Source organism: Pseudomonas sp. LFS044, assembly GCF_047978245.1.
Classification (GTDB): domain Bacteria; phylum Pseudomonadota; class Gammaproteobacteria; order Pseudomonadales; family Pseudomonadaceae; genus Aquipseudomonas.
The window spans coordinates 72,594-94,517 of sequence record NZ_JBFPFX010000002.1; the positions used below are offsets into that span (position 1 = coordinate 72,594).

Genomic DNA, 21,924 nt, shown 5'->3' on the forward strand with positions numbered 1-21,924 from the left:
GTTCTGCAGGCGTAAAACTTTGAAAGCAGCTTCTGTAAGGATTCTCTGCGACCCTGGCTGGGCGGCCCAAGAAGCCGTGATTGCGCATGGGTGCAGAGAATGCTGGATGAGCGTCCCGGACTCCCTTTAGGGACCACTGATGAGGGTAATAACTGTGCTTGAAGCCTACCGCAAACACATCGAAGAGCGTGCCGCCCTGGGTATCGTGCCCCAGCCGCTGAACGCCGAACAAACTGCAGGCCTGGTCGAGCTGCTGAAAAACCCGCCAGCCGGCGAAGAAGCCTTCCTCGTAGACCTGATCACCAACCGCGTACCACCAGGGGTCGATGAAGCTGCCTACGTCAAGGCCGCTTTCCTCTCCGCCGTGGCCAAGGGCGAAGCCAAGTCCCCGCTGATCGACCGCAAGCTCGCCACCGAGCTGCTGGGCACCATGCAGGGCGGCTACAACATCGAAACGCTGGTCGCGCTGCTGGATGACGCCGAACTGGGCGCCGTCGCGGCCGAAAAGCTCAAGCACACCCTGCTGATGTTCGATGCCTTCCACGACGTGGCCGAAAAAGCCAAGGCGGGCAACGTCCACGCCAAGGCCGTGCTGGAATCCTGGGCTGCTGGCGAGTGGTTCACCTCGCGCCCTGCCATCGCCGACAAGTACACCCTGACCGTGTTCAAGGTGCCTGGCGAAACCAACACCGACGACCTGTCCCCTGCGCCAGACGCCTGGTCGCGCCCTGACATCCCGCTGCACGCCCTGGCCATGCTGAAAATGGCCCGTGACGGCATCGAACCAGAGCAACCAGGTTCGGTCGGCCCACTGAAGCAGATCGAAGCGGTAAGGGCCAAAGGCTTCCCGGTCGCCTATGTCGGTGACGTGGTCGGTACCGGTTCGTCGCGTAAATCCGCCACCAACTCGGTGCTGTGGTTCTTCGGCGACGACATCCCGTACGTGCCGAACAAGCGCGCCGGCGGTTTCTGCTTCGGCACCAAGATCGCCCCGATCTTCTACAACACCATGGAAGACGCCGGCGCCCTGCCGATCGAATTCGACTGCACCAACCTGGCCATGGGCGACGTCATCGACGTGTACCCGTACAAAGGTGAAGTGCGCCGCCATGGCAGCGATGAGCTGGTCACCCACTTCGAACTGAAAACCGAAGTGCTGCTGGACGAAGTCCGCGCTGGTGGTCGTATCCCGCTGATCGTTGGCCGTGGCCTGACCGAAAAAGCCCGTGCCGAGCTGGGCCTGGGCCCTGTCGATCTGTTCAAGAAACCGGAGCAGCCTGCCGCTTCGACCAAGGGCTTCACCCTGGCGCAGAAGATGGTCGGCCGTGCGTGCGGCCTGCCAGAAGGCCAAGGCGTGCGCCCAGGTGCCTACTGCGAGCCGAAGATGACCACCGTCGGTTCCCAGGACACCACTGGCCCGATGACCCGCGACGAGCTGAAAGACCTGGCGTGCCTGGGCTTCTCCGCTGACCTGGTGATGCAGTCGTTCTGCCACACCGCGGCCTATCCGAAGCCGATCGACGTCACCACCCACCACACCCTGCCAGACTTCATCCGCACCCGTGGCGGCGTGTCGCTGCGCCCAGGCGACGGCATCATCCACAGCTGGCTGAACCGCATGCTGATGCCGGACACCGTCGGTACCGGTGGTGACTCGCACACCCGCTTCCCGATCGGCATCTCGTTCCCGGCCGGCTCCGGCCTGGTGGCCTTCGCTGCCGCCACCGGCGTCATGCCGCTGGACATGCCAGAGTCGATCCTGGTGCGCTTCAAGGGCAAACTGCAACCGGGCATCACCCTGCGTGACCTGGTACATGCCATCCCTTACTACGCCATCCAGAAGGGCCTGCTGACCGTCGAGAAGAAGGGCAAGAAAAACGCCTTCTCCGGCCGCATCCTGGAAATCGAAGGCCTGGACGAACTGACCGTCGAGCAAGCATTCGAGCTGTCCGACGCCTCGGCCGAGCGTTCCGCTGCCGGCTGCACCATCAAGCTGCCGGAAAAGGCCATCGCCGAGTACCTGCAGTCCAACATCACCCTGCTGCGCTGGATGATCGGCGAAGGCTACGGCGACCCACGCACCCTGGAGCGTCGCGCCCAGGCCATGGAAGCCTGGCTGGCCAACCCTGAGCTGCTGTCGGCCGACGCCGATGCCGAGTACGCTGAAATCATCGAAATCGACCTGGCCGACGTCAAGGAGCCTGTGCTCTGCGCGCCAAACGACCCGGACGATGCCCGCCTGCTGTCTTCGGTACAGGGCGAGAAGATCGACGAAGTGTTCATCGGTTCGTGCATGACCAACATCGGCCATTTCCGCGCTGCCGGCAAGCTGCTGGAGAAGGTCAAGGGTGGCATCCCTACCCGTCTGTGGCTGGCTCCGCCAACCAAGATGGACGCTCACCAGCTGACCGAAGAAGGCTACTACGGCATCTACGGCAAGGCCGGTGCGCGCATGGAAATGCCAGGCTGCTCGCTGTGCATGGGTAACCAGGCACGTGTGCAGACCGGTTCGACCGTGGTTTCCACTTCGACCCGTAACTTCCCGAACCGCCTGGGCGACGCGACCAACGTGTACCTGGCATCGGCCGAGCTGGCTGCTGTCGCTTCGATCATCGGCAAGCTGCCGACCGTCGAAGAGTACATGCAGTACGCCAAAGACATCGACAGCATGGCTGCCGACGTCTACCGCTACCTGAGCTTCGACCAGATCGCCGAGTTCCGCGAGGCTGCGGCCAACGCCAAGATCCCGGTTGTTCAAGCGTAAGTAGCCGTAAGCTGTAAAAAAACCCCGGCAGAGATGCTGGGGTTTTTTATTACTCTTTCAGGCCTCTTCGCGGGGCAACGCAACCTCAAATCACAAACAAGTCCACAAACCGGTGCACCGCCGTAGCCTCGAGCTTCTGCTGGTCCGTGCACAGTTCGAAGATCTGCTGACAGCGCTGCCGCGCAAACCGCGTCGCCAGGTTCTCCCTGAACTTCGCCTCCAATAGCGGTATGCCCTCCCCGCGCCGGCGCCGGTGCCCAACCGGGTACTCCACCACCACCTGCTCGGTGCTGCTGCCATCCTTGAAAAACACCTGCAAACCATTGGCGATGGAGCGCTTGTCCGCCTCCAGGTACTCACGGGTGAACCGCAGGTCCTCTACCACTTCCATTTTTTCGCGCAAGCGGTCGATGCTCGGGTGGGCCGCGTGAAAAGCGTCCTCGTAATGCTCTGCCACCAGGTAACCGAAAATCAGTGGCACCGCCACCATGTATTGCAGGCAATGGTCACGGTCGGCGGCGTTGGCCAACGCACCGACCTTGGAGATGATGCGGATCGCCGACTCCTGGGTGGTGATGATGATACGGTCGACTTCATGCAGGCGATTGCGCACCTGCGGGTGCAGGCTCACCGCAGCCTCGCAGGCAGTCTGGGCGTGGAACTCCGCCGCGAAGCTGACCTTGAACAACACGTTTTCCATCACGTAGCTGGCCAAGGGTTGCGGCAACTTAAGTGCTTGTTGGGCGGAAGGCTTGAGCGCCAAGTCCTTGTTGGTGTGGCTGAAGGACACGTCGTAAAACCCCCACTGCGGCGCCGTCAGCACGCCAGGCACACCCATCTCGCCCCGCAGCGCGATATCGGCCAGGCGCACTCCCCGGCTCGAAGCATCACCTGCAGCCCACGACTTGCGCGAGCCGGCATTCGGCGCATGGCGATAGGTGCGCAGCGCCTGGCCATCGACGAAGGCATGGGACAAGGCCGAGAGCAGTTGTTCGCGGTTGGCGCCCATCAGCTTGGCGCACACCGCGGTGGACGCCACCTTGACCAGCACTACGTGGTCGAGGCCCACACGGTTGAATGAATTTTCCAGCGCCAGCACGCCCTGAATCTCATGCGCCATGACCATGGCTTCGAGCACTTCGCGCATCAGCAGCGGGGCTTCACCGTTTGCCACGTGCTTTTGCGAAAGGTGATCGGCCACGGCCAGGATGCCGCCCAGGTTATCCGAAGGGTGGGCCCACTCGGCGGCCAGCCAGGTGTCGTTGTAATCCAGCCAGCGCACCGTGCAGCCGATGTCCCAGGCAGCCTTGACCGGGTCCAGGCGGTAGCTGGTGCCAGGCACGCGGGCCCCATTGGGCACCACGGTGCCTTCCACCAGCGGCCCGAGGTGCTTGGTGCACTCAGGGAAGCGCAGGGCCAGCAGGCCGCAGCCCAAGGTGTCCATCAGGCAATTGCGCGCAGTGTCCAGCGCTTCGGGCGACTCCACCCGATAGCTGAGTACATAGTCGGCAAGGGTTTGCAGCACCTGGTCGTAGTCAGGGCGCTCGTTCAGGTCTACGTTGGCGCTCATATGCAGCTCCTGTGAATTCAGGGCCGCAAGCGGCCCCACTCATCCAAAGCCAAGCGCCAGTGATGCCTCAGAAGCTATCGCCAGGCACCCTCACCCAGCCTTCCATCAGCACGCGAGCACTACGGCTCATGATTGCCTTGGTCACCGTCCATTCACCCTTCACCTGGCGAGCCTCGGCGCCAACCCGCAGCGTGCCGGAGGGATGACCAAAGCGCACGGCACTGCGCTCGCCCCCGCCTGCAGCGAGGTTGACCAGTGTGCCAGGGATGGCAGCAGCGGTACCGATGGCCACAGCGGCGGTACCCATCATCGCGTGGTGCAGCTTGCCCATGGACAATGCGCGCACCAGCAGGTCGATGTCAGCCACCGCAACCGCCTTGCCACTGGACGCAGTGTAGGTGCTTGGCGGCGCAACGAAAGCCACCTTCGGCGTGTGCTGACGCCCGGCAGCCTGGTCGACATGCTCGATCAGGCCCATGCGCACGGCGCCGTAGGCACGGATGGTCTCGAAGCGCGTCAGCGCCTGGGCATCACCGTTGATGGCGTCCTGCAGTTCGGTGCCGGTGTAACCGATATCGGCGGCATTGACGAAAATGGTCGGGATACCCGCATTGATCAGGGTGGCCTTGAACGTGCCTATGCCAGGCACCTCCAGGTCGTCCACCAGGTTACCGGTGGGGAACATCGCCCCACCGCCACCGTCTTCGTCGGCGGCCGGGTCAAGGAACTCAAGCTGCACTTCCGCCGCCGGGAACGTCACGCCGTCGAGCTCGAAGTCGCCGGTTTCCTGCACCTCACCTTCGGTGATCGGCACGTGGGCGATGATGGTCTTGCCGATGTTGGCCTGCCAGATGCGCACCGTGGCCACGCCATTGCGCGGAATGCGCGCCAGGTCGACCAGGCCCCTGCTGATGGCGAACGCGCCAACGGCGGCCGACAGGTTGCCGCAGTTGCCACTCCAGTCAACGAAGGCCTTGTCGATGGCGACCTGGCCGAACAGGTAGTCAACGTCGTGTTCGGGCTTGCTGCTGGGCGAGAGGATCACGGCTTTGCTGGTGCTGGAGGTGGCGCCACCCATGCCGTCGATCTGCTTGGCGTAAGGGTCGGGGCTGCCGATGACGCGCAGCAGCAGTGCGTCGCGGGCCGGGCCGGGGGCCCGGGCCTGTTCGGGGAGGTCCTGCAGGCGGAAGAATACGCCTTTGCTGGTGCCGCCGCGGATATACGTTGCGGGAATCTTGATTTGGGGTGCGTGTGCCATTGCTGTGCTGTCCTGTTCGAAAGTGCAATATGCCTTGGGGCCGCTGCGCGGCCCATCGCCGGCAAGCCGGCTCCTACAGGTGCGGCGCAAGCTTCGAAACAACGCTGCAGGTGTAGGAGCCGGCTTGCCGGCGATGGGCTGCGAAGCAGCCCCAACCACTCAGGCCGAAGCTTCGAGGAAGTCCTGGGCAAAGCGCTGAAGCACCCCACCCGCCTCGTAGATCGAGACTTCCTCGGCGGTATCCAGCCGGCAGGTCACCGGCACCTCGACCCGCTCACCATTACGGCGGGTCACCACCAGCGTCAGCGTTGCACGCGGCTTGCGCTCACCGAGCACGTCATAGGTTTCGCTGCCATCCAGGCCCAGGGTCTTGCGATCGGTACCCGCCTGGAACTCCAGCGGCAGCACGCCCATGCCCACCAGGTTGGTGCGGTGAATGCGCTCGAAGCCCTCGGCCACGATCGCCTCGACACCCGCCAGGCGCACGCCCTTGGCCGCCCAGTCGCGCGATGAACCCTGACCGTAGTCGGCACCGGCAACGATGATCAGCGGCTGCTTGCGCTGCATGTAGGTTTCGATGGCTTCCCACATGCGGGTCACTTTGCCTTCCGGCTCGATGCGCGCCAGCGAGCCCTGCTTCACGCTGCCGTCGTCATTGCGCACCATTTCGTTGAACAGCTTGGGGTTGGCGAAGGTGGCACGCTGCGCGGTCAAGTGGTCGCCGCGGTGGGTGGCGTAGGAGTTGAAGTCCTCTTCCGGCAGGCCCATTTTCGCCAGGTATTCGCCAGCGGCGCTGTCGAGCATGATGGCGTTGGAGGGCGACAGGTGGTCGGTGGTGATGTTGTCCGGCAGCACCGCCAGCGGGCGCATGCCGCGCAGGCTGCGCTCACCGGCCAAGGCACCCTCCCAGTAAGGTGGGCGGCGGATGTAGGTGCTCATCGGGCGCCAGTCGTACAGCGGTGCGACTTTCGGGCCACGGTCTTCCTCGATGGCGAACATCGGGATGTAGACCTTGCGGAACTGCTCCGGCTTGACCGCGGCGCGCACCACCGCATCGATCTCTTCATCGCTCGGCCAGATGTCCTTCAGGCGGATTTGCTTGCCATCGACCACGCCCAGCACATCCTTCTCGATGTCGAAACGGATGGTGCCGGCGATGGCATAGGCCACCACCAGCGGCGGCGATGCGAGGAACGCCTGCTTGGCGTACGGGTGGATGCGCCCGTCGAAGTTGCGGTTGCCCGACAGCACGGCGGTAGCGTACAGGTCGCGGTCGATGATCTCCTGCTGGATCACCGGGTCCAGCGCACCGGACATGCCGTTGCAGGTGGTGCAAGCGAACGCGACGATGCCGAAGCCCAGTTGCTCCAGCTCTTTTTCCAGGCCGGCTTCTTCAAGGTACAGCTGCACAGCCTTGGAGCCCGGCGCCAGCGACGACTTGACCCACGGCTTGCGGGCCAGGCCGAGCTTGTTGGCATTGCGCGCCAGCAGGCCGGCGGCAATCACGTTGCGCGGGTTGCTGGTGTTGGTGCAGCTGGTAATGGCGGCGATGATCACCGCGCCGTCCGGCATCTGCCCTGGCACGTCTTGCCATGCGCCGGCAATGCCCTTGGCCGCCAGGTCGCTGGTGGCCACCCGGGCGTGCGGGTTGGACGGCCCGGCCATGTTGCGCACCACGCTCGACAGGTCGAAGTGCAGCACCCGCTCGTACTCGGCGTTGGCCAGGGCGTCAGCCCACAGGCCGGTGGCCTTGGCGTAGGTTTCGACCAGGTTGACCTGCTGTTCTTCACGGCCGGTCAGCTTGAGGTAGTCGATGGTCTGCTGGTCGATGGCGAACATCGCTGCAGTGGCGCCATATTCCGGCGCCATGTTGGAGATGGTCGCGCGGTCGCCGAGGGTCAGGGCACGCGCGCCTTCGCCGTAGAACTCGAGGTAGGCACCCACCACCTTCTGCTTGCGCAGAAACTCGGTCAGGGCCAGCACGAGGTCGGTGGCAGTGATGTTAGGCGCCAGCTTGCCGCCCAGCTCGACGCCGACGATTTCCGGCAGGCGCATCCACGAGGCGCGGCCCAGCATGACGTTTTCAGCTTCAAGGCCGCCTACGCCGATGGCGATTACACCCAGGGCGTCGACGTGCGGGGTGTGGCTGTCGGTGCCGACGCAGGTGTCGGGGTAGGCAACGCCACGGTCGCTGTGGATCACCGGCGACATTTTCTCCAGGTTGATCTGGTGCATGATGCCGTTGCCGGGCTGGATCACGTCGACGTTCTTGAACGCTTTCTTGGTCCAGTTGATGAAGTGGAAGCGGTCCTCGTTGCGACGGTCTTCGATGGCGCGGTTCTTGTCGAACGCCTGCGGATCGAAACCACCGCACTCGACGGCCAGCGAGTGGTCGACGATCAGCTGCACCGGCACCACCGGGTTGACTGCGGCCGGGTCACCGCCTTTGTCGGCGATGGCATCACGCAGGCCGGCGAGGTCCACCAGGGCGGTCTGGCCGAGGATGTCGTGGCACACCACGCGGGCCGGGAACCAGGGGAAGTCGAGGTCGCGCTTGCGCTCGATCAGCTGGCCCAGCGAGGCATCGAGCGTTGCCGGGTCGCAGCGGCGCACCAGGTTCTCGGCCAGCACGCGGGAGGTGTACGGCAGGCTGTCGTAGGCGCCGGGCTTGATTGCCTCGACCGCGGCGCGGGCGTCGAAATAGTCCAGGGCGGTGCCTGGCAGGGCTTTGCGGTATGCGGTGTTCATATAATTATCGGGCTCGGTCACGGTAATCGGTGGCAGTTCGGGCCATTGGGGCGCTAAGCGCCCCTCTCGCGACACAAGGCCGCTCCCACAGGGGTACGGCCCTGGATCGCGAAGGCCTGCAACTTAGCGCTGCTCGATTGGCACGAACTGGCGCTGCTCGACGCCGACATATTCGGCGCTCGGGCGGATGATGCGGTTGTTGGCGCGCTGCTCGAACACATGCGCCGCCCAGCCGGTCAGGCGCGAGCAGACGAAGATCGGGGTAAACAGCTTGGTCGGGATGCCCATGAAGTGGTACGCCGAGGCATGGTAGAAATCGGCATTGGGGAACAGGCGCTTCTGCTCCCACATGGTCTTGTCGATGGCCTCGGAAACCGGGTACAGCACCTTGTCACCCACCTCGTCGGCCAGCTGCTTCGCCCAGCCCTTGATCACCTCGTTGCGCGGGTCGGACTCTTTGTAGATGGCGTGGCCAAAGCCCATGATCTTGTCCTTGCGCTCAAGCATGCGCAGCAGCTCGGCGGTGGCCTCCTGCGGGGACTGGAAGCGTTCGATCAGCTCCATCGCCGCCTCGTTGGCGCCGCCGTGCAGCGGGCCGCGCAGCGAACCGATGGCGGCCGTGACACAGGAGTACAGGTCTGACAGGGTCGAGGCGCAAACGCGGGCGGTGAAGGTCGAGGCGTTGAACTCGTGCTCGGCGTAGAGGATCAAGGATACGTTCATCACCTTGACGTGCAGTTCACTTGGCTTCTTGCCGTGCAGCAAATGCAGGAAGTGGCCGCCGAGGGTGTCTTCGTCGCTGGTGCAGTCAATGCGCACACCGTGGTGGGTGAAGCGGTACCAGTAGCACATCACCGCCGGGAACAGGGCGAGCAGGCGGTCGGTCTTGTCGCGTTGGGCCTCGAAGGTCAGCTCCGGCTCCAGGGTACCCAGCACCGAGCAACCGGTGCGCATCACGTCCATCGGGTGGGCGTCGCGCGGAATGCGCTCGAGCACTTCCTTCAGGGCCTGGGGCAGGTCGCGCAGGCCTTTGAGCTTGTGCTTGTAGTCAGCCAGCTCGGCCTGGGTCGGCAGCTCGCCGTACAGCAGCAGGTAGGCGACTTCTTCAAATTCGGCTGCAGCCGCCAGGTCGCGCACGTCATAACCCCGGTAGGTCAGGCCGGCACCGGCCTGGCCGACGGTCGACAGTGCGGTCTGACCGGCCACCTGGCCACGCAGGCCTGCGCCACTGAGTACTTTTGCTTCGGCCATGGTGTTTCTCCTTTCTTGAATTTGTTATGGATGTCTTCTGGCTATTTCGGGGTGCCTGTACCAGCCCTGTCGCCGCAAGCCGGCTCCCACACTCAAGCTTGGCGCTGTAGCTGTGGGAGCCGGCTTGCCGGCGATGAGGCCAGCACTGGCTCAACCTTTTTTCTGCGCAAACAGGGCATCGAGGCTCTGCTCGAACGCGTGGTAACCAATGGCATCGTAGAGCTCCATGCGGGTCTGCATGGTGTCGATCACGTTCTTCTGCGTGCCGTCGCGGCGCAGCGCGGTGTAGACATTCTCGGCTGCCTTGTTCATGGCGCGGAAGGCCGACAGCGGGTACAGCACCAGCGACACATCGACCGCCGCGAGCTCTTCGGTGGTGTACAGCGGCGTGGCACCGAACTCGGTGATGTTGGCCAGGATAGGCGCCTTCACCCGGTCGGCGAAGGTCTTGTACATCGAGAGTTCAGTGATGGCTTCCGGGAAAATCATGTCGGCACCGGCCTCGATGCAGGCGGCGGCGCGGTCCAGCGCGGCATTCAGGCCTTCGACGGCCAGGGCATCGGTACGCGCCATGATCACGAAGCTGTCATCGGTACGGGCATCCACCGCCGCCTTGATCCGGTCGACCATCTCCTGCTGGCTGACAATCTCCTTGTTTGGCCGGTGGCCACAACGCTTGGCGCCTACCTGGTCTTCGATGTGAATGGCGGCAGCGCCGAACTTGCACATGGAACGCACGGTACGCGCAACGTTGAAGGCCGAGGCGCCAAAGCCGGTGTCGACGTCCACCAGCAGCGGCAGGTCGCAGACATCGGTGATGCGGCGCACGTCGGTCAGTACGTCATCAAGGCCGGTGATGCCCAGGTCCGGCAGGCCCAGGGAGCCTGCCGCGACACCGCCCCCAGACAGGTAGATGGCCTTGAAGCCGGCGCGCTTGGCCAGCAGCGCATGGTTGGCGTTGATCGCACCAACCACTTGCAGGGGGTGTTCGGCGGCAACGGCGTCGCGGAAACGCTGACCGGGGGTGCTCTTCACAGTCATTTCTCACCTCGTGGGCTATTGTTGTTGGCGTCCAGATAGTGACGCTCGATATTGCGCTTGGACGCGCCGATGTGGCGGCGCATCAGGAGTTCGGCCAGCTCGCCGTCACGATCAGCGATGGCATCGAGAATACGGTGGTGCTCGGCAAAGGCCTGGCGCGGGCGGTTGGGCGTGGCGGAGAACTGGATGCGGTACATGCGCACCAGCTGGTAGAGCTCGCCGCAGAGCATCTTGACCAGGGTCTGGTTACCGCTGCCCTGGATGATCCGGTAATGGAAGTCATAGTCGCCCTCTTGCTGGTAATAGCCCAGCCCGGCCTGGAACGCGGCGTCGCGCTCGTGGGTGTCGAGCACCCGGCGCAGCTCGTCGATGTCGCCCTGGCTCATGCGCTCGGCAGCCAGGCGGCACGCCATGCCTTCCAGCGATTCGCGAATTTCGTATAGCTCGATCAGCTCGGCGTGGTTCAGCGACACCACTCGGGCCCCCACATGCGGCACCCGCACCAGCAGGCGCTGGCCTTCCAGGCGGTGGATGGCCTCGCGCAGCGGGCCACGGCTGATGCCATAGGTGCGCGCCAGCTCCGGCTCGGAGATCTTGCTGCCCGGGGCGATCTCACCCTTGACGATGGCCGCCTGAATACGCCGGAAGACATTCTCGGACAGGGTTTCCGTTTCGTCTGCCAGAGCAGGGCTGGGGTTGCTGAGGTCCAGCATATTGTCGACACCTTGCTAATCACTTGAGCAGAAACTAGCGAATACCGCGCTTCCCGTCAAAGACAAAATGAACATTGTCGACAATCGTCTAAGAGCGAACTAACCCGCTGCGCGCGCTGTCTGATCGCGATGCGCTGGCGTCAAGACATCGGCGTGATAGAATGCCGCGCCTCCAACGGAGTATGGATAGCGTATCTGTCATTTATTCATGTTGTTGACAGATGAACCGAGGAAGCTTGCGCAGTACCTGCCAGTCGCCTTGCCCCGAATCTTGCACAGCACCGCGCCAGGACTATGAGACTTACACCCGTTTTATTGCTGTTATGCCTCACCCTGCTGCCGGCCCTTGGCCAGGCGGCGGGCAAGACCGTATACGGTCTCAACGAATACGCCCGCCTTGGCGACCTGGACCTCGAGGTGGCCGCCAAGCTCGACACCGGTGCCAAGACCGCGTCCTTGAGTGCCCGCGACATCAAGCGCTTCAAGCGCAACGGTGAGAGCTGGGTGCGCTTCTACCTGGCCATCGACGCCGCCCATTCGCACCCGATCGAACGCCCGCTGGCCAGGGTCAGCAAGATCAAGCGCCGCGCCGGCGACTATGATTCGGAATCGGGCAAGGCCTATACCGCCCGGCCGGTCATCGAACTCGAAATCTGCATGGGCCAGGCCCTGCGCACCATCGAAGTCAACCTCACCGACCGCAGCGCGTTCCAGTTCCCGCTGCTGATCGGTTCCGAGGCGCTCAAGCACTTCGACGCGCTGGTCGACCCAAGCCTTAAATACGCGGCCGGCAAACCTGCCTGTGCCACCGACGCTCCTAAAGCAGAGTAATCCCGATGCGCTCTCTTACCCTCCATCTGAAAGTCCTGATCACCGTACTGGTGTTGCTGGGCGTGGCGGTCACGGCTTATCAGATCTTCTTCCTCGGCATCCCGGTGACCGAGGACGAAACCGACGACCTGTGGAACATCGACGCCAAGGTCGAGTTCGTCGCCAGCACCAAGGACCCGGTCAAGGTACAGATGTTCGTGCCGCCGCTGAACCGCGACTACGTCAGCCTCAACGAGAGCTTCATCTCCAACAACTACGGGGTCAGCGTCAACCGTGCCGATGGCAACCGCAAGGTGACCTGGTCGGCCCGCCGCGCCAGCGGCAACCAGACCCTCTACTACCGCCTGGTGCTGACCAAGCGCTACAGCACCGAAAAGACCACCGTGAAAGGCCCGACCTTCCGTGACAGCCTGGCGGTCGAAGGCCCCGAGAAGATCGCTGCCGAAGCCCTGATGGCGCCTATCCGCCAGCATTCGGCCGACGTCGAAACCTTCGTCAGCGAGACCATCAAGCGGGTCAACAACCTCAACGACGACAACGTCAAGCTGCTGCTGGCCGGCGACACCTCGTCGATGAAAAAGGCCCAGGTCATCGACCTGCTGCTGTCGATCGCCCACGTGCCGATGGAGAAGGTTCACACCATCCGCCTGGTCGCCGATACGCCGCAAACCCCTGAGCTGTGGCTGCGCAGCTTCAACGGCAACGACTGGCTCTACTTCAACCCGGACACCGGCGAGCAGGGCCTGCCCAGCGACCGCCTGCTGTGGTGGACCGGTGACGATAACCTGATCACCGTCGATGGCGGCAAGAAAGCCAACGTCACCTTCAGCATGAACAACAGCGAGATGAACGCCATCCGCCTGGCCAAGCTGACCGACGAGAACACCGACGCCGACTTCCTCGAATACTCGCTGTACGGCTTGCCGCTGCAAACCCAGCAGACCTTCATGATCATGGTGATGATCCCGATCGGCGTGCTGGTGATCCTGGTGCTGCGCAACCTGATCGGTATTCAGACGCTGGGCACCTTCACCCCTGTGCTGATCGCCCTGGCCTTCCGTGAGACGCAACTGGGCTTCGGCATCGTGTTGTTCACGGTGATCACGGCGTTGGGCCTGTCGTTACGGTCGTACCTCGAGCACCTCAAGCTGCAGATGCTGCCACGCCTGTCGGTGGTGCTGACCTTCGTCGTGGTGCTGATTGCCGCCATCAGCCTGTTCAGCCACAAGCTGGGCCTGGAGCGCGGCCTGTCGGTGGCGCTGTTCCCGATGGTGATTCTGACCATGACCATCGAACGCCTGTCGATCACCTGGGAAGAACGCGGTGGCGGCCATGCCATGAAAGTGGCCATCGGCACCCTGTTCGCCGCGTCGCTCGCGCACCTGCTGATGATGGTGCCGGAGCTGGTGTACTTCGTCTTTACCTTCCCGGCGGTGCTGCTGATTCTGGTGGGCTTCATGCTGGCGATGGGCCGTTACCGCGGCTACCGGCTGACCGAGCTGGTGCGCTTCAAGGCATTCCTGAAGAAGGCTGACGCCTGATGTTTGGCCTGATCAAGACGTGGAAAGCCCTGGAGGCCCGGGGCATCATGGGGATCAACCGGCGCAACGCGGACTATGTACTGAAGTACAACAAGCGCAGCTTGTACCCGATCGTCGACGACAAGATCATCACCAAGGAGCGCGCACTGGCCGCCGGCATTCACGTGCCGGAAATGTACGGCGTGATCGAGACCGAGAAGCAGATCGACAAGCTTCACGAGATCATCGGCGGGCGCAACGACTTCGTCATCAAGCCGGCCCAAGGTGCCGGCGGTGACGGCATTCTGGTGATTGCCGACCGCTTCGAAGATCGTTACCGCACCGTCTCGGGCAAGATCATCAGCCACGAGGAAATCGAGCACCAGGTCTCGAGCATCCTCACCGGCCTGTACTCGCTGGGCGGGCACCGCGACCGCGCGCTGATCGAATACCGGGTAACCCCCGACCAGATCTTCAAGAGCATCAGTTACGAAGGCGTACCGGATATCCGCATCATCGTGCTGATGGGCTACCCGGTCATGGCCATGCTGCGCCTGCCGACCCGCCAGTCCGGCGGCAAGGCCAACCTGCACCAAGGCGCCATCGGCGTGGGTGTGGACCTGGCCACTGGCGTGACCCTGCGCGGCACCTGGCTGAACAACATCATCAGCAAGCACCCGGACACCACCAATGCGGTGGACGGCGTGCAACTGCCGAACTGGGACGGCTTCATGAAGCTGGCAGCTGGCTGCTATGAGCTGTGCGGCCTGGGCTACATCGGCGTGGACATGGTGCTGGACCAGGACAAAGGGCCGCTGATTCTCGAACTCAACGCCCGCCCTGGCCTGAACATCCAGATCGCCAACGACACCGGGCTGACCCAGCGCACCCATGCCATCGAAGCACACATCGAGGCACTGGCCAAGGAGGGCGTGACCGAGGATGCCGAGCAGCGCGTACGTGTGACACAGAGCCTGTTCGGCCACGTGCATCCGCGCTGAGCCAGTAACGACGGGGCCCGCTTCGCGGGGCAAGCCCGCTCCCACAGGCAGGGTGTTGCGCCAAAGGTGCACGCTGTACTTGTGGGAGCGGGCTTGCCCCGCGAAGGGCAAAGCAGCCCCGGGCCGCAACCCAATGGTTGAATGTCGCGCCCAGTGCTAGGCGCATTTCCTGCACAGGTCTACAATCGCCCTCCTCGCTTTTACATCGCCGTCCATACTGATGCCGACCTGCACGCTTTACCCCCTGCCCTACCAGCCCGACCCTGCCGCCTACTTCGCCCGCCTGCGCCAGGCGCCCGGGGCGATCTTGCTCGACAGCGCCCGCCCCGGCGCCGAGCGAGGCCGCTTCGACCTGCTCAGCGCCTGGCCACTGCAACACCTGCAGGCCCGGCCCGGCGAAGCGGGCCGCGCCTTCCTGCAGCGCCTGCGTGACGGCCTGCAGCAACTGGGCGACGCGCAGCTGCCCGACGGTATCGAGCTGCCGTTTGCCGGCGGCCTGATCGGTTACCTGAGCTACGACTTCGGCCGCCGCCTGGAGCATCTGCCCAGCCTGGCCGTGGACGACCTGGGCCTGCCCGACGCCCAACTGGGGCTGTACGCCTGGGCGCTGGTCACCGACCATCTTCTGGGTACCAGCCAGCTGGTGTTCCACCCTGGCCTTGCCACTGAAGAACGCGAACGCCTGATCGCCCTGTTCGAAGCATCCGACAGCGCTACGGCTGGCGATTTCAACTTGCTCGCGCCGATGCAAGGCGATCTGCAGCCCGAGCACTATCAGGCGGCATTCGATCACGTACAGCGCTATATCCAGGCCGGCGACTGCTACCAGATCAACCTGACGCAACGCTTCCGCGCCCCCTGCAAAGGTGACCCGTGGCGCGCCTACCAGGCCCTGCGCAAAGCCTGCCCGACGCCATTCTCCGGCTACCAGCAACTGGCCGACGGCAGCGCACTGCTGAGCTTCTCCCCAGAACGCTTCATCCGCGTCAGCCAAGGCCAGGTGGAAACCCGGCCGATCAAGGGCACTCGCCCGCGCTCGGCCGACCCGGCCATCGATGCGCGCAACGCCGAGGAGCTGCGCCATAGCCCCAAGGATCGTTCGGAAAACCTGATGATCGTCGACCTGCTGCGCAACGACCTGGGCCGCACCTGCCAGATCGGTTCGGTGAAAGTGCCCGAGCTGTTCAGCCTGGAAAGCTACCCCAACGTGCATCACCTGGTCAGCAGCATCACCGGCCAACTGGCCAGCGACAAGGACGCACTGGACCTGATCGGCGACAGCTTCCCCGGCGGCTCGATCACCGGAGCGCCGAAAATCCGCGCCATGCAGATCATCGATGAACTGGAGCCCAGCCGCCGTGCGCTGTATTGCGGCTCGCTGCTGTACGTGGATGTGCGCGGCGAAATGGACAGCTCCATCGCCATTCGCAGCTTGCTGGTGAAGGATGGCCAGGTCAGTTGCTGGGGCGGCGGCGCAGTGGTGGCGGACTCCGACTGGCAGTCGGAATACGAGGAGTCGATTGCCAAGGTGCGGGTGCTGATGGAAACCCTGCAAAGCCTCTGAGGCGGCGTCTACTCCGCCATTTTTTGTTACCATCACCTCATTACGAGCGCACAGCGCCACAGCCTAGATGGAAACCGCCTGATGAGCCAACCCTTCGACGTCGCCGCCCTGGCCGCGACCTACGCCAGCAAGTCCCCCCAGGACATCCTCAAGCTCGCCTTCGAACATTTCGGCGACGATCTATGGATCTCGTTCAGTGGCGCCGAGGACGTGGTGCTGGTCGACATGGCCTGGAAGCTGAACAAGCAGGTCAAGGTATTCAGCCTCGACACCGGCCGCCTGCACCCCGAGACCTACCGTTTCATCGACCAGGTGCGCGAGCAATACAACCTGCCGATCGAAATCCTCAGCCCTGACCGCGCCAAGCTCGACCCGTTCGTCAAGGAAAAAGGCCTGTTCAGCTTCTACAAGGACGGCCACGGCGAATGCTGCGGCATCCGCAAGATCGAGCCACTGCGGCGCAAACTCGCCACCGTCAGCGCCTGGGCCACCGGCCAGCGCCGCGACCAGAGCCCGGGTACCCGCAGCCAGGTCGCGGCGCTGGAAATCGACAGCGCATTCTCCACACCCGATCACACCCTGTACAAATTCAACCCACTGGCGCAGATGACCAGCGCGGAAGTCTGGGGCTACATCCGCATGCTCGAGTTGCCGTACAACAGCCTGCACGAACGCGGCTTCATCAGCATCGGCTGCGAACCGTGCACACGCCCGGTGTTGCCGAACCAGCACGAGCGCGAGGGCCGCTGGTGGTGGGAAGAGGCGACCCAGAAGGAATGCGGGCTGCACGCCGGCAACCTGATCAGCAAGGCCTGATTCGCAGGCAAACAAAAACCGGCCCTTGGGCCGGTTTTTTCATGCGGTCCGTACTCAGTGCACCGGCAACTCTACGCCTTCGAACAGCTCTTCGAGTTCCTGCTTGTTGTGGCACTGGATGGCCTTGGCCATCACTTCACGGGTCAGGTGCGGGGCGAACTTCTCGATGAAATCGCACATGAAGCCGCGCAGGAAGGTGCCGCGACGGAAGCCGATCTTGGTGATGCTGGCTTCGAACAGCTCGCTGGCGTCCAGGGCGACCAGGTCACTGTCAAGCTTGGTATCGACCGCCATCTTGGCCACGATACCCACGCCCAGGCCAAGGCGCACGTAAGTCTTGATCACGTCGGCGTCGGCGGCAGTGAATACCACTTTCGGCGTCAGGCCGCGATGGTTGAACGCTTCGTCCAGTTTGGAGCGGCCGGTAAAACCGAACACGTAGGTGACGATCGGGTATTCGGCAACCGCCTCCAGGGTGAGCTTCGGCAGCTTGGTCAGCGGGTGGCCCTGCGGCACCACCACGCAGCGGTTCCACTTGTAGCAGGGCATCATGATCAAGTCGCCGAACAGCTCCAGGGCCTCGGTGGCGATGGCGAAATCGACGGTGCCGTCAGCGGCCATTTCGGCGATCTGCATGGGCGAGCCCTGGTGCATGTGCAGGGCCACTTCCGGGTACTGCTTGATGAAGCTGCTGATCACCGGCGGCAGTGCGTAGCGCGCCTGGGTGTGAGTGGTGGCGATGGACAGCGTGCCCTTCTTCTCGTTGGAGAACTCCTGGGCGATCTGCTTGATGCTCTCGACCTTGCGCAGGATTTCGCCAGCGGTATTGATGATGCGCTCACCCGCCGGCGTCACGCGAGTCAGGTGTTTGCCGCTGCGGGCAAAGACTTCAACACCCAATTCATCCTCGAGCAGGCGGATCTGCTTGCTGATCCCCGGCTGAGAGGTATACAGACTCTGCGCCGTCGCGGAGACGTTGAGGTCGTGGTGCGCCACTTCCCAGATGTAGCGCAGTTGTTGAAGCTTCATAGGTTTCCCTCGAATCAGCGGTAAGTCAGCGGCAGCAGGCAGCGACGAGATATAACTATATTAGTGGTTAACGAAATAAAACTAGAACTATTTTGTTACACGCCGCGCCGAAATAGCCTACTGCCAGCTTCACGTTTTCCTACGGCCGAGATGCTGCGAGAGCGGCACCATGTACACCGGCACCGGTGACAACTGCAGCAAACGCACCGCCGTGCGGCCAATCGGCACATCCACCCCGGCGCCCGCACTGTGGCTGCCGAAGATCAGCAGGTCGACACTCAACCGCTGCGCCTGCTCGAGGATCACCTGCGCGGGGTCACCCTGACGCACCCGTACCGCCTTGATCACTGCAAGGTCCGCGTCCTCGCCCAATTCCTCGCGAAAGTTCTCCAGCACCCGCTGCTCGATGTTGGCCATCACGGTATTGACGCCCTCGCTGTGCAGTTCATCCAGCGTCTGTTCGTCGAGGTAGCTCTGCAGGAGGGATTCGGCGAACTGGCCCATCGGTTCCACCGCGTGAATCACGTACAGCTCCGCGCCAAAGGTGCGGGCCAAGGCCAGGGCATGTTGCATCACGAAAGGGGCATAGACACCGAGGTCGGTGGCGTACAGCATGGAGCGGATCATTCGACCTCCTCGACTGCCGTTGCGGCAGAGCAAGCTACAGCTTAGCAGCGCGCCGCAGCCTCGCCTGGCCGTCTGGCGCACTGCTGCCGCGGGCTGCAGGAGGGTTCAGCCAGCGCGATTGGCGCGGTCGATAAAGGCCAGCGCCTGGTAAAGCATCTGCATCCGCGGCAGGCTGCAACCCGCCGCGCGTGCCCGGGCCAACGGCTCGGCATAAATGGCCTGCAGTTCCAGAGGGCGTTGCCCGGCGTGATCGTGGTACATGCTCGGCCAGTAGTCAGGCATCTGCTCGGTGACACGGAACAGGTGGTCGGCATAACCCGCGGGCAGTGCATGGCCACAGGCTGCAGCACCCTGTACCACCTCAGCCATCAACGCCTGGATGAGTTCGCGCGTGTCGCTGTCAGCCATCAACGGCGTGGTGCTGGCACCCAACAACACCGACAGGCCATTGTAGGGCACGTTCCACACCAGTTTCTGCCAGCGGGCCTGGCCAAGGTTGTCCATGGCCTGCGAGTCGATACCGGCGGCACGGAACAGCGCGGCCCCTTCCTCGACAATTGCAGCACCGCCATCCTCGGCCGGCCCACTGTGATACCCCAGGTTGACCGCCCCCAGCGCCTGATGGCGGATCACACCCGGGCTCAGGCGGTTGACGCAGATGAAGCACAGGCCGCCCAGCAGGTGCAGGCTGCCCGGCAAGGCCGGCCGCAACTGCTCTTCCACCCCCAGCCCGTTCTGCAGCAGCACCACCTTGGCATCAGCTGCGGCCGCCTTTGCAATCAGCGGTGCAAGCTCGGCATTGCTGGTGGCCTTGGCGCCCACCAGCAGCCAATCGCACGGCGGCATGTCGGCGGCACTGGCATAGGCCTGCACCGCTAGTTGCACATCCCCGTGCAGCGCGCTTTCCAGCTTCAGGCCTTGCTCACGAACCACGGCGTATTCGCTTCGCAACAGAAAATGCACATCGAAACCGGCGCGCGCCAACATCAGCCCATAGAAGCCTCCGATGGCACCACTGCCAATAATGCCGATGCGAGGTTTGCGAGGGCTCATGCGGAACTCCTGATTAGATGTCGGTGCGCTTTTTTACACCTTTTTGGGCGTTTAGCGCACCCTAATGGCAGCACAGGGCTGTTGCAGCAGGGAAAAACCCTGTACGGCCGCGGCATAGACCATTGTCGCGCCACCTGTAACGCGCTAAGGTTCGGCTCCCCGCTGCGAACATTCTTGCTGCTGGGCCGCACGGGGATTGCTGGCGGCCGGCACCGTGACCTGACGAGTAACACGATGGCTGATTTACCGATCGACGACCTTAACGTTGCCTCCAACGAGACCTTGATCACCCCCGATCAGCTCAAGAAGGAAATCCCCCTCAGCGCCAAAGCCCTGCAGACCGTGACTGCCGGCCGCGAAGTGGTGCGCAATATCCTCGACGGCAAGGACCATCGCCTGTTCGTCGTAGTCGGCCCGTGCTCCATCCACGACATCAAGGCCGCGCACGAGTATGCCGATCGCCTGAAGGTGCTGGCCGAGGAAGTTTCCGACACGCTGTATCTGGTGATGCGCGTGTATTTCGAGAAGCCGCGCACCACGGTCGGCTGGAAAGGCTTGATCAACGACCCGTACCTGGATGACTCGTTCAAGATCCAGGATGGCCTGCACATTGGCCGCCAGCTGCTGCTGGACCTGGCCGAAAAAGGCCTGCCGACTGCCACCGAAGCGCTCGACCCGATCTCCCCGCAGTACCTGCAGGACCTGATCAGCTGGTCGGCGATTGGCGCCCGCACCACCGAGTCCCAGACCCACCGTGAAATGGCCTCGGGCCTGTCCTCGGCGGTCGGCTTCAAGAACGGCACCGATGGCGGCCTGACCGTGGCCATCAACGCACTGCAATCGGTGTCCAAGCCGCATCGCTTCCTCGGTATCAACCAGGAAGGCGGCGTGTCCATCGTCACCACCAAGGGCAACCCTTACGGCCATGTGGTGCTGCGCGGTGGCAACGGCAAACCAAACTACGACTCGGTCAGTGTCGCCCTGTGCGAACAGGACCTGGCCAAGGCCAAGATCAAGGCCAACATCATGGTCGACTGCAGCCACGCCAACTCCAACAAGGACCCAGCCCTGCAGCCGCTGGTCATGGAGAACGTCGCCAACCAGATCCTCGAAGGCAACCAGTCGATTATCGGCCTGATGGTCGAAAGCCACCTGAACTGGGGTTGCCAATCGATCCCGAAAAACCTGGAAGAACTGCAATACGGTGTATCGGTTACCGACGCCTGCATCGACTGGGCCGCCACCGAGAAGACCCTGCGCAGCATGCACGCCAAGCTCAAGGGTGTACTGCCCAAGCGCCAGCGCGCCTGAGCTTCGCTCTAAACCAAAACGCCGGGGCCGCTTTGCGGCCCCGGCGTTTATAGATGTGCGGCTAGTGCTGCAGCGCTCAAGCCTTGCTCGAGTGGCGCTGCTGGCGCTCCATGTAACGCTCTACATAAGAGCACGAAGGGATCACCGTGTAGCCCATCTGGTCGGCGTACTCCAGGGCCTTTTCGGTCAGCGCTGCAGCAATACCACGGCCGCGCAGGGCGTTGGGTACGAAGGTGCGATAGATATCCAGCGTCTGCTTGCCCAGGTCCATGTACGTCAGGTAGGCACGATGACCGTCCACGTTGGTCTCGAACTGATGACCGGCCTGGTCATGGTGGATGGTCAGCGCTTCAGTCATCACTACTCCTCGCAGGTCATTTCGGCTGACCCTTACCTTAACCGATAGTGGTTTTATCCGGCGAAGGAACCTCTACGCCACCTCATGCCCCTTGGACCGCGGGCGGTTTGCAATGGTTCTACCGGACCGGGCCACCAAATAGTAGGCGCGACAGGCGGGATTGCTCAAGGTGGCGGCTGTTAAAAAGTAGCAGTAACAGGGGGAAACCCATGCCCTGCGCGCCCCGCAACAACAGCCGGATGTTCATGGGCTTAAGACGCTGACGGACCGTTTAAGTCACCCTTAGTTCAACAAAAAAGTTCCCGTACTACAAACGCTTGCGACACCTGCACGGTTTTTTCAGAAAACGCCTGCAAATCGTGACGGCAACGCCATCAGCAACAATTTTTTTGCAGTTCTTGCGCTCAGTCAGTTTACTTACTACAAGTAATGGGTACTATGTACGCCGGCCAGTTTCTCTTTCCTGAGA

17 protein-coding genes are annotated in these 21,924 nt (G+C 63.1%); 7 read left to right on the plus strand and 10 right to left on the minus strand.

Annotated elements, in window-relative coordinates:
* Positions 1–154: 154 nt before the first annotated feature.
* Positions 155–2,764, plus strand: coding sequence for a bifunctional aconitate hydratase 2/2-methylisocitrate dehydratase (acnB, locus tag ACNQPL_RS01880; RefSeq protein ID WP_346615488.1), 2,610 nt, complete (start codon positions 155–157; stop codon positions 2,762–2,764).
* Between the two features lie 85 nt (positions 2,765–2,849).
* Here acnB and prpD read toward each other — a convergent pair whose 3' ends face one another.
* The 6 genes from prpD to ACNQPL_RS01910 form a co-directional block, all read right to left on the minus strand.
* A complete protein-coding gene (prpD, locus tag ACNQPL_RS01885) occupies positions 2,850–4,334 on the minus strand; it encodes a 2-methylcitrate dehydratase (protein WP_416465584.1) in 1,485 nt (494 codons plus the stop codon).
* Positions 4,335–4,401: 67 nt separating this feature from the next.
* The gene (gene prpF, locus ACNQPL_RS01890) at positions 4,402–5,592 is read right to left on the minus strand and encodes a 2-methylaconitate cis-trans isomerase PrpF (RefSeq protein WP_416465586.1); all 1,191 of its coding nucleotides are present in this window, start codon (positions 5,590–5,592) and stop codon (positions 4,402–4,404) included.
* Between the two features lie 159 nt (positions 5,593–5,751).
* Positions 5,752–8,340, minus strand: a complete 2,589-nt coding sequence (acnD, locus tag ACNQPL_RS01895) for a Fe/S-dependent 2-methylisocitrate dehydratase AcnD (RefSeq protein ID WP_416465588.1) — start codon at positions 8,338–8,340, stop codon at positions 5,752–5,754.
* Between the two features lie 123 nt (positions 8,341–8,463).
* Positions 8,464–9,591 carry a bifunctional 2-methylcitrate synthase/citrate synthase gene (gene prpC / locus ACNQPL_RS01900; RefSeq protein ID WP_416465590.1) on the minus strand — a complete coding sequence of 376 codons (1,128 nt, stop codon included), beginning with the start codon at positions 9,589–9,591 and terminating at the stop codon, positions 8,464–8,466.
* Between the two features lie 150 nt (positions 9,592–9,741).
* The gene (gene prpB, locus ACNQPL_RS01905) at positions 9,742–10,632 is read right to left on the minus strand and encodes a methylisocitrate lyase (RefSeq protein ID WP_346615460.1); all 891 of its coding nucleotides are present in this window, start codon (positions 10,630–10,632) and stop codon (positions 9,742–9,744) included.
* Positions 10,629–11,345: a GntR family transcriptional regulator gene (locus ACNQPL_RS01910; RefSeq protein ID WP_346615459.1), complete on the minus strand. Its 717-nt coding sequence runs from the start codon at positions 11,343–11,345 to the stop codon at positions 10,629–10,631. Before ACNQPL_RS01910 ends, prpB begins: the two co-directional genes overlap by 4 nt.
* Positions 11,346–11,639: 294 nt before the next feature.
* On the opposite strand from ACNQPL_RS01910, the gene ACNQPL_RS01915 reads away from it, so the two are divergent.
* The 5 genes from ACNQPL_RS01915 (at position 11,640) to ACNQPL_RS01935 (ending at position 17,077) form a co-directional block, all read left to right on the plus strand.
* Positions 11,640–12,176, plus strand: a complete 537-nt coding sequence (locus ACNQPL_RS01915; RefSeq protein ID WP_346615458.1) for an ATP-dependent zinc protease — start codon at positions 11,640–11,642, stop codon at positions 12,174–12,176.
* 5 nt (positions 12,177–12,181) lie between these two features.
* Positions 12,182–13,717, plus strand: coding sequence for an inactive transglutaminase family protein (locus ACNQPL_RS01920; protein ID WP_346615457.1), 1,536 nt, complete (start codon positions 12,182–12,184; stop codon positions 13,715–13,717).
* The gene (locus ACNQPL_RS01925; RefSeq protein WP_346615456.1) at positions 13,717–14,697 is read left to right on the plus strand and encodes an alpha-L-glutamate ligase-like protein; all 981 of its coding nucleotides are present in this window, start codon (positions 13,717–13,719) and stop codon (positions 14,695–14,697) included. Before ACNQPL_RS01920 ends, ACNQPL_RS01925 begins: the two co-directional genes overlap by 1 nt.
* Positions 14,698–14,917: 220 nt before the next feature.
* Positions 14,918–16,261 (plus strand): aminodeoxychorismate synthase component I, encoded by a 1,344-nt coding sequence (gene pabB / locus ACNQPL_RS01930; RefSeq protein ID WP_416465593.1) that lies wholly within the window; start codon positions 14,918–14,920, stop codon positions 16,259–16,261.
* Positions 16,262–16,342: 81 nt separating this feature from the next.
* The gene (locus ACNQPL_RS01935) at positions 16,343–17,077 is read left to right on the plus strand and encodes a phosphoadenylyl-sulfate reductase (protein WP_346615454.1); all 735 of its coding nucleotides are present in this window, start codon (positions 16,343–16,345) and stop codon (positions 17,075–17,077) included.
* Positions 17,078–17,131: 54 nt separating this feature from the next.
* Here the strand turns inward: ACNQPL_RS01935 and cysB are convergent, their stop codons facing one another.
* The 3 genes from cysB to ACNQPL_RS01950 all read right to left on the minus strand — a co-directional run bounded on the left by cysB (position 17,132) and on the right by ACNQPL_RS01950 (position 19,786).
* On the minus strand, positions 17,132–18,106 hold the full coding sequence (gene cysB, locus ACNQPL_RS01940; protein ID WP_027593928.1) for an HTH-type transcriptional regulator CysB: 975 nt from the start codon (positions 18,104–18,106) through the stop codon (positions 17,132–17,134).
* Between the two features lie 129 nt (positions 18,107–18,235).
* Positions 18,236–18,733, minus strand: coding sequence for a universal stress protein (locus ACNQPL_RS01945; RefSeq protein WP_346615453.1), 498 nt, complete (start codon positions 18,731–18,733; stop codon positions 18,236–18,238).
* A gap of 105 nt (positions 18,734–18,838) precedes the next feature.
* The gene (locus ACNQPL_RS01950; RefSeq protein ID WP_416465596.1) at positions 18,839–19,786 is read right to left on the minus strand and encodes a putative 2-dehydropantoate 2-reductase; all 948 of its coding nucleotides are present in this window, start codon (positions 19,784–19,786) and stop codon (positions 18,839–18,841) included.
* Positions 19,787–20,020: 234 nt separating this feature from the next.
* Between ACNQPL_RS01950 and ACNQPL_RS01955 the strand changes: the two genes are divergently transcribed.
* Positions 20,021–21,097 (plus strand): 3-deoxy-7-phosphoheptulonate synthase, encoded by a 1,077-nt coding sequence (locus ACNQPL_RS01955; RefSeq protein WP_346615451.1) that lies wholly within the window; start codon positions 20,021–20,023, stop codon positions 21,095–21,097.
* Between the two features lie 76 nt (positions 21,098–21,173).
* On the opposite strand, the gene ACNQPL_RS01960 is transcribed toward ACNQPL_RS01955, so the two are convergent.
* Positions 21,174–21,455: a GNAT family N-acetyltransferase gene (locus ACNQPL_RS01960; RefSeq protein ID WP_387530976.1), complete on the minus strand. Its 282-nt coding sequence runs from the start codon at positions 21,453–21,455 to the stop codon at positions 21,174–21,176.
* Positions 21,456–21,924: the final 469 nt, after the last annotated feature.